Source organism: Endozoicomonas sp. (genome assembly GCF_031844845.1).
Taxonomy (GTDB): Bacteria; Pseudomonadota; Gammaproteobacteria; order Pseudomonadales; family Endozoicomonadaceae; genus Endozoicomonas.
Genome location: NZ_JAVRMB020000049.1, coordinates 1 through 7,279 on the forward strand (window position 1 = coordinate 1; position 7,279 = coordinate 7,279).

The 7,279-nt window shown below is 53.6% G+C and carries 6 protein-coding genes; 3 read left to right on the forward strand and 3 right to left on the reverse strand.

Annotated elements, in window-relative coordinates:
• From RM811_RS02135 to RM811_RS02145, 3 genes are all read right to left on the reverse strand, one after another.
• Positions 1-2,099, reverse strand: a 2,099-nt coding sequence (locus tag RM811_RS02135; RefSeq protein ID WP_402520309.1) for an efflux RND transporter permease subunit, incomplete at its 3' end; no start/stop codon positions are given.
• On the reverse strand, positions 2,099-3,352 hold the full coding sequence (locus tag RM811_RS02140) for an efflux RND transporter periplasmic adaptor subunit (protein ID WP_402520311.1): 1,254 nt from the start codon (positions 3,350-3,352) through the stop codon (positions 2,099-2,101). The genes RM811_RS02140 and RM811_RS02135, both read right to left, overlap by 1 nt.
• Positions 3,353-3,448: 96 nt before the next feature.
• Positions 3,449-4,903, reverse strand: a complete 1,455-nt coding sequence (locus tag RM811_RS02145; protein ID WP_402520313.1) for a TolC family protein — start codon at positions 4,901-4,903, stop codon at positions 3,449-3,451.
• A 330-nt stretch (positions 4,904-5,233) separates the two neighbouring features.
• On the opposite strand from RM811_RS02145, the gene glpX reads away from it, so the two are divergent.
• The 3 genes from glpX to RM811_RS02160 all read left to right on the forward strand — a co-directional run.
• On the forward strand, positions 5,234-6,244 hold the full coding sequence (gene glpX, locus RM811_RS02150; protein WP_402520315.1) for a class II fructose-bisphosphatase: 1,011 nt from the start codon (positions 5,234-5,236) through the stop codon (positions 6,242-6,244).
• A 28-nt stretch (positions 6,245-6,272) separates the two neighbouring features.
• Positions 6,273-6,536 (forward strand): YihD family protein, encoded by a 264-nt coding sequence (locus RM811_RS02155; protein WP_402520317.1) that lies wholly within the window; start codon positions 6,273-6,275, stop codon positions 6,534-6,536.
• Positions 6,537-7,019: 483 nt separating this feature from the next.
• The coding region (locus RM811_RS02160) for a hypothetical protein (RefSeq protein ID WP_402520319.1) at positions 7,020-7,279 on the forward strand (260 nt) is incomplete at its 3' end.

The window sequence follows — 7,279 nt, forward strand, 5'->3', positions numbered from 1 at the left end:
CCATAGAAACCCAGCTGCCCCATCAGATAATCACTGGCCACTTGCAGCGTACCGGTATCACTATGACCCAGTTCGATGGTCAGCGCCGCACCACCTCCGGGCCCATGCCCCGTGCGGTTGTAAGTGATGGTTTCCAGCCCATAGATCGTGCCATTGGCCTCCCGCCACAGATTGGTGACAGCTTCCGTACTCAGTGGTCGCACATCCGGGGCGGTGAGGTACAGGGTCACGCTCACTTCATCGCCACCAAAGCGGGATTCATAACCGCTGACCAGGGCTTCGCCACCATTTTCGGCCACCACCTTCAGCCCGCCCTGTTCGAGAATCTGCAGCACGTTTTGCAGACTGGCTTCGGGGCTGCCATAAGGCAGTTTCGCCGTTACTTTCACGGAGTCTGCATCCACCCGGGGAAACATAACAAATCCCAGTCGGCCACTGGCCTGCCAGGCCATCGCCGTCACCAGTATGGCAACCGCAACGGACAGGGTGATATAGCGGTGATTCAGTATCGTTTCCAGAGCGGGATGGTAGATACCGCTGATAAACCGCTTAAGCCGTTGATCAACCCCCTTTTGAACAGAGTGCATGAATCGTCCAAAGCCACTCTCAGACTTTTCTTTCATCTGCCCCAGATGAGCCGGCAAAATAAACAGCGCCTCAATCCATGAAATGGCGAAGACACTGATGACCACCAGCGGCGTTGCCTGCTGCATTTTCCCCAATACCCCTGGCAGTGCCAGGATCGGCAGGAAGGCAATCATATTGGTGAGAATACTGAACGTCAGCGGTACGGCCACATCTTTGGCACCCTGAATGGCCGCCTCCATAACACCCATGCCCTGCTGGCGTCGATGGTAGATATTTTCACCGGCAATAATGGCATCATCCACCACGATACCCAGGGCAATAATAAAGGAGAACATGGAGATCATATTGATCGACACCCCCAGCCCCGGCAGCAGAATCATGGCCCCGAGAAAGGACGTGGGAATCCCCATGGTGACCCAGAAGGCCAGTCGATACTCCAGAAACAGGCTCAGCAACACCAGCACCAGCAACAGACCGATAAAGGCATTTTTCAGCAGCAGATCCATGCGGTCCCGGTAGACATCGGAATCATCTTCGGTGATTTCCATGGACACACCGGGGGGCAGACTGGCTTCGATCTCCGGAAGAATAGCGCGCACCGCATCGGAAACGCCCAGCGGGGTCTGGTCACCAATCCGATAGATGGTAATGGCCAGGGCGGGCTGGCCGTTGTAGCGGGACTCTCTGGGGCTGTCTTCAAAGGCTCGTTTAACCTCGGCCACATCCCTTAACAGCAAGGTAGCTCCACCAGGCAAAGACTTGACCGGGATATTCTGAAACTCATTCACCTGGTCACGGCGTTCCTGAACCCGAACGCTGATATCACCACCAGAAGACTCGATCTGCCCGGAGGACTGATCCAGTGCCTGATTGCTGATTTTACCGGCGACATCATTAATGGTCAGCCCGTAGCGGCGTAACTGGTCTGGATTGGCTTGCACCTGAACTTCATGGTCGGGGGCATTTTTCAGCTCTATCTGGGTCAGGCCGGGGTCCAGCAGCAGGCGGTCACGACTGTTCTCGACAAGGGTGCGCAGTACGGTATCGTCCACCTCACCGTAGAACATCAATTCCATCACATTCCTGCGATGGCTGGCTAACGTGACCGTGGGTTTTTCCGCCTCTGCGGGAAGGGTGGTAAGACGGCTGACTTCCTGGTCAATATCATTCAGTACCTGTTGCGGGTCAGCACCGTCCAGCAGCTCTACCCGGACTCTCGCGCTGCCCGATGACGCCGTTGAATTAATTTGATAGACACCATCGATGCCCTGAATGGCGTTTTCTACCGGCAGAATAATCCCAAGATCAATCTCTTCCGGTGTGGAGCCCGAGTAGCTGACCTTAACATCGACGATATCCGCCTCAAACGGCGGCATAACTTCCTTTTTAATCTGCCAGCTGGTAAACAGACCGCCGAGAATCAGGAATAACATCAGCAAATTGGGGGTAACCCGGTCACGGGCCATCCAGGCCAGAGCGCCGCGTTTCGTGTCCACTGCTTCCGTGCCCATCAGTGCTCACCCCGGTCGGCTACACGCTCTTTATTAGCGACACGTTTTTTCTGCTCATCCGGATTATCCGGTTGCCGGGTGTTTTCCGTTCTCAGTGCCATGCCATCAACCGGTGCGGTAAGCGCAGAAACCACCAGCCGGTCATGACTGCTCAGGCCTTCAGCAACAATGGCTTTGCTGGCATCCCGGTAAATCGGGATGATGGTGCGGATTTCCAGAGTCTGGTCCTGGCGATAGAGCCACACCTGATTGCCGTTATGGATTTGTGCATCAGGAATCACCACAGCCAGTTTCACTGCTTTGCCAGCGATTTCAGCCCGAACCAGATCGTTCAAAAGAACTTTTGGCGCTGCTTTGTTTTCAGGCTTAAGCGCCAGAGGATCATCAATAGCCACCATCACTTTTGCCATGCGGGAACCACTGTTCAACTCCGGGGAAAGCGACAGCAGACGCCCGGTACGCTCTCCCTTCTGCCATCCGGGACTGGTCAGTGTAACGGGACTGCCCTGTTCACCAAACTCCAGCCAGCGTAACTGCTCAACCGGAACCTCCAGTTCCAGCCAGAATTCATCCGTAGCCACAATATCCAGCAGAGCCGACCCGGTACTGACCTGACTGCCGGTTTCCACCGAACGCTGAGTAACCTGGGCATTAAAAGGGGCTTTGATGCGGGTGCGCTCAAGCGCAAGCGTTGCCTGTGCCAGGGCCGCTTCAGCCTGAACCAGACGAGCTTTGGCGGAGGCCAGTTCGGGCTGGCGCAGCACCAGGGCTTCCTGGGCCGGAGACAATGTGCGACCAATCAGTTCATACTCCTGACGGGCAATGGCCTGCTGTCCCCTTTCCTTCTGCAGCTCTGCCTCCGCAAGGGCGACTTCCGCCTGCTGTTTCTGTCGCTGAATCTCATACTCGGCCACATCAATTCGAACCAGCGTTTCTCCCTGACGAACCTGACTGCCCGGCAACAGGTTATCCCGCAGCTGTCTGATTTGTCCGGACACTTCCGGGTAAAGCGTCAGTTTGCGGCTGGCGATCACCGTACCCAATCCACTGATGGTCACCCGGATATCCTCACGGGTCACCGGTTGAACTTCCACCAGCCGGGGCTGGGCCTCTGGTGCCCGACGGTGGGCCCTGGGAGAAGAAGCGGTTATCTGCCAGGCCACCAGTCCAGCTATTGTCAGCACCAGTACCGGCAGGCTGATTTTAAACAGTTTTCTGGACAGACCGGGCGTAGCGGCGTGTTGCTGTGTCATTGTGAAGCCCCGGAAGGATTTTTGTTAGTCATGTTATTTACGAAATTGTCCTGATAGTAAGTGACGAATTTGATCTCCGAGTTAAAAACAAGGAGCTTATTTCAGAACAATTCCTAAATCGGTAGTTGAAGCGCTACGGTCGGCACTTTCAGTGTAAAAACCAAAATCGCCGGCAATCGCCCGGTGAACCGTGATTCGGTTAGCCAATAGTTGTCCATGGCTTTCTACTTGTTGCTGCTCAAGCTCCAGACGGCTTTTCTGGGCGGACAGCACCTCAAGAAACGAAGTACCTCCATTGCCATAGCGGGCCCATTTAATCGCCTCTGTCTGTTCCGCCAGTGACAGTTGCAGGGTTATGCTGTCCAGCTGATCCTGCTGAGAGAACTCCCGGTTCAGGGCCGTTTCAATATCAGCAAAAGCCTCCAGCACTTTCTGTGAATAACGGTTGATGGATTCTTCGACAACCGCCTGCTGGCGTTCAACTTCAGCCCGGCGCTGGCCACCATCAAACAGCGGTGCCGTCAGACTGGCGGCCAGGTTAGTGGCCCAGTCATCAACCAGTACCGACAGGTCGTTACTGGCGGAGAGCAGTGAGGCACTGAGCCGGATTTGTGGCAACCGGTCAGCCTCAGCCACAATCAGACCCTGCTGTTTGCTCTGCAATTCCAGCCAGGCCTGCCGGAGATCCGGACGGCGAGAAGCCACATCGGCGGGTAGACCGACATCGGGCAGTGGCGAAAGGTCAGGCAAGCCATCGCTCAGCCCCTCATTCCAAGAGGGATCAGCCAACTGCGATTGACCCAGCAGTACCGCCAACTGCTGCCGGATAATCTGCTGCTCACTGCGGGCAACCATTAACCGGGCATCCAGGTTTTCAAGCTGCTGCTGCTGTTGCAACACATCTTCCGAGTTACCCTGACCATTTTGAAAACGCAGATCAATAATCACCTTCTGATCATTCAGGGTTTGCAGCTGACTCTGATAGAGTTTTACCAATGCCTGCTGAGTCAGAAGGGCATACCAGCGATCGGCCACCTCGGCAGAAATCGTGAGAGCAGCCATTTCAAGATCTTGCCGGCTGGCTTGGTAATCCAGTTCAGCGCCCTCTTCTACCGCCTCCAATCTTGACCACAGATCAATTTCATAACTGGCTTTCAGGCCCAGCTGAACATTGTCACTGTCCGGACCGGGCCGGAAGGTACGACCACCATCCGCTGTCGCACTTAATGAAGGTAATAGCGAAGCACCGGATTGCTTTGCCAGGGCTTCCGCCTGTTTTACCCTGGCTGCACTGGCTTTCAGACTGAAGTTATTATCCAGCGCCTGAGCCATCAGTTGTTCCAGTTGGGGATCGGAGAATGATAACCACCACTGTTGTTGCCGGGGCTGAATCTGTTGTTGCCCGGCAAGAGAAAACTGTTCTGGCAGATGGGTCACTGGCTGGTTAATGGTAGCCTGAGTTGAACAGCCACCGAGCATGGCAGCAACCATTAATACCGGTAAATAGCGGCGAGACCGCAAAAAGAAAATGTCGTAGGTCCGGCTGGCCATAAAGGGCCTTCTTATCAGCTGAATGGGTAGAGGGTTTGCCCTGAGCATTGACGATATTTGTGGTAGAGGGAGTTGAATCGTGGCTGCTTGCAAGACGTTGACAAATAGTATGCGGATAACACGACTGTCGGGATAGCGGCTTTACAGAGCTGAGACTAATGTATCAGAACTGATACATTTCGCCTGATATCTACAACAACTCGGAAAAAGATAAAAGCGAATTGAATCGCTAATATTACTGCCTATTCAAACGGATAATCACTCCCAAAAAGTAATGTGTACTGATAAAGTAGCCGCCACTATTAACGACTGAGGCTGCCCGGCAGAGTTATGAAACGCGAACTGGCAATCGAATTTTCAAGAGTCACCGAAGTTGCCGCCCTGGCAGGCTACAAATGGCTTGGACGTGGTGATAAAAATGCGGCCGATGGCGCTGCTGTTGAAGCCATGCGCGTCATGCTGAACAAGGTCGAGATGGATGGACAGATCGTTATCGGTGAGGGTGAGATTGATGAAGCCCCCATGCTGTATATCGGCGAAAAAGTAGGGACAGGCACCGGGGAAAGCATTGATATAGCCGTAGACCCCATTGAAGGCACCCGCATGACTGCCATGGGGCAGAATAATGCGATTGCGGTACTGGCCGCCGGCGAGAAAGGTTCGTTTCTTAAAGCCCCCGACATGTACATGGAAAAGCTGGTCTGTGGCCCCGGAGCCTTTGGTATTATTGACCTGAATCTCGGGTTGAAAGAAAACATCCAAAACGTCGCCCGGGCACTGCATAAACCCATCGAAAGTCTGGTGGTCATCACCCTGGCCAAACCCCGGCACGATTCCGCTATCACCATGATGCAGAATATGGGCGTCAAGGTGTTTGCCATTCCTGATGGCGACGTTGCAGCCTCCATTCTGACCTGCATGCCAGACAGCGAAGTCGATCTTATGTACTGCGTGGGTGGTGCACCTGAAGGCGTTATCTCCGCAGCGGTTATCCGGGCACTCGGGGGTGATATGCAGGCTCGCCTGCTCACCAGAGAGCAGGCCAAGGGCGAAACACCAGAAAATATCGAGGCCGGCAGGGTTGAACTGGAAAGATGTCGGGAAATGGGCGTTGAACCGGGTAAAGTGTTACGCCTGAACGATATGGCCAGCTCTGACAATGTAGTCTTTTCCGCCACCGGTATCACTAAAGGGGATCTTCTCCAGGGCATTACGCGCAAGGGCAATATGGCAACCACAGAAACTCTGGTTATTCGTGGAAAATCCCGCACCATTCGGCGCATCCAGTCCTGCCATTACCTGGATCGTAAAGATGATGATATTAAGAACATCATCTATTAATTGAACCGACCTTATTGAGTACTGATGTATGAGCTGTCACCGAATAAACGAACTGGTCGAACTTCTCACTCCCGAATGGCAAAAACAGGGTCACCTGAATCTGGTCCAGATTATTGAAGCCCTGGCTGCAGAAGCTGACCACAAGGGCCCGTTGAACGAAGTAACTGACGATTTGCTGATCTATCACCTGAAAATGAAGGGTGAAGCACCGGATGCGATGATTCCGGGTATTGCCAAAGATGTCGAGGTTGATTTTAAAGCAGCCCTGCTGAAAGCTCGCGGGTTCAAGTAAACCCCGAGATTAGCAGCAGACGGATTTATGTATATGCCGTCTGCTTTATCCCTTTAGGGAGGTGGCATGGTAGAAAATACCAGCCTTCCGTCATTCCCACTGCCGCCTTTCCCGCGAAGGCGGCTGTCGCAAAAGCCTCCGAAAACCTCGTTCCCATGCTCTGCGTGGAAATGCATACCGTACTCGCCACAAGTGAATAACCAGCCTGAAACCCCCGAAGATTCGGGCAAGGAGAGGTTTCTCTACATGCGGCCAGATCCGTATGCATTCCCACGCAGAGCGTGGGAACGAGGGTTTTGCGACAGCCTCGAAGGCGGGAATCCACCACGGACACCTGAATACCTGGACAGTGATCTATTTAAATAATTCCCCCACCGTTTAAACACTGACAAGAGAGCCATAATTACTGATATTTTCCTGAAAATGACTTCAAAGGGTTGGGTACTTGATATAAAAGCCGATGCAAGGAGTTAAGTTAACAGAATGAACACAGCCATGATCGACACCATTACTCCTGACAACCACGCCGCCATCAATCAGTATCCGGGAATTATTTTAACCTGCCTCTTGCTCTGCCCGTTCCCCGGAGCACAAGCCGCTCCGGTAGAAGCCTGGTATCAGGAGGTATGGTGCCTGGGAGTGAAAGGCAGAATGGAGATACGCATGGAGGATGGCCGTCGTGTCGACTGCCTGACCGACACCCATGCCATTGAGTTTGAATTTGCCAGAAAATGGCCGGAAGC

What these genes read in the sequence shown, in the direction of transcription:
- RM811_RS02140 (WP_402520311.1), bottom strand. Translation starts at nt 3,352, where the DNA reads ATGACACAGCAACACGCCGCTACGCCCGGTCTGTCCAGAAAACTGTTT.
- RM811_RS02145 (WP_402520313.1), bottom strand. Translation starts at nt 4,903, where the DNA reads ATGGCCAGCCGGACCTACGACATTTTCTTTTTGCGGTCTCGCCGCTAT.
- glpX (WP_402520315.1), top strand. Translation starts at nt 5,234, where the DNA reads ATGAAACGCGAACTGGCAATCGAATTTTCAAGAGTCACCGAAGTTGCC.
- RM811_RS02155 (WP_402520317.1), top strand. Translation starts at nt 6,273, where the DNA reads ATGAGCTGTCACCGAATAAACGAACTGGTCGAACTTCTCACTCCCGAA.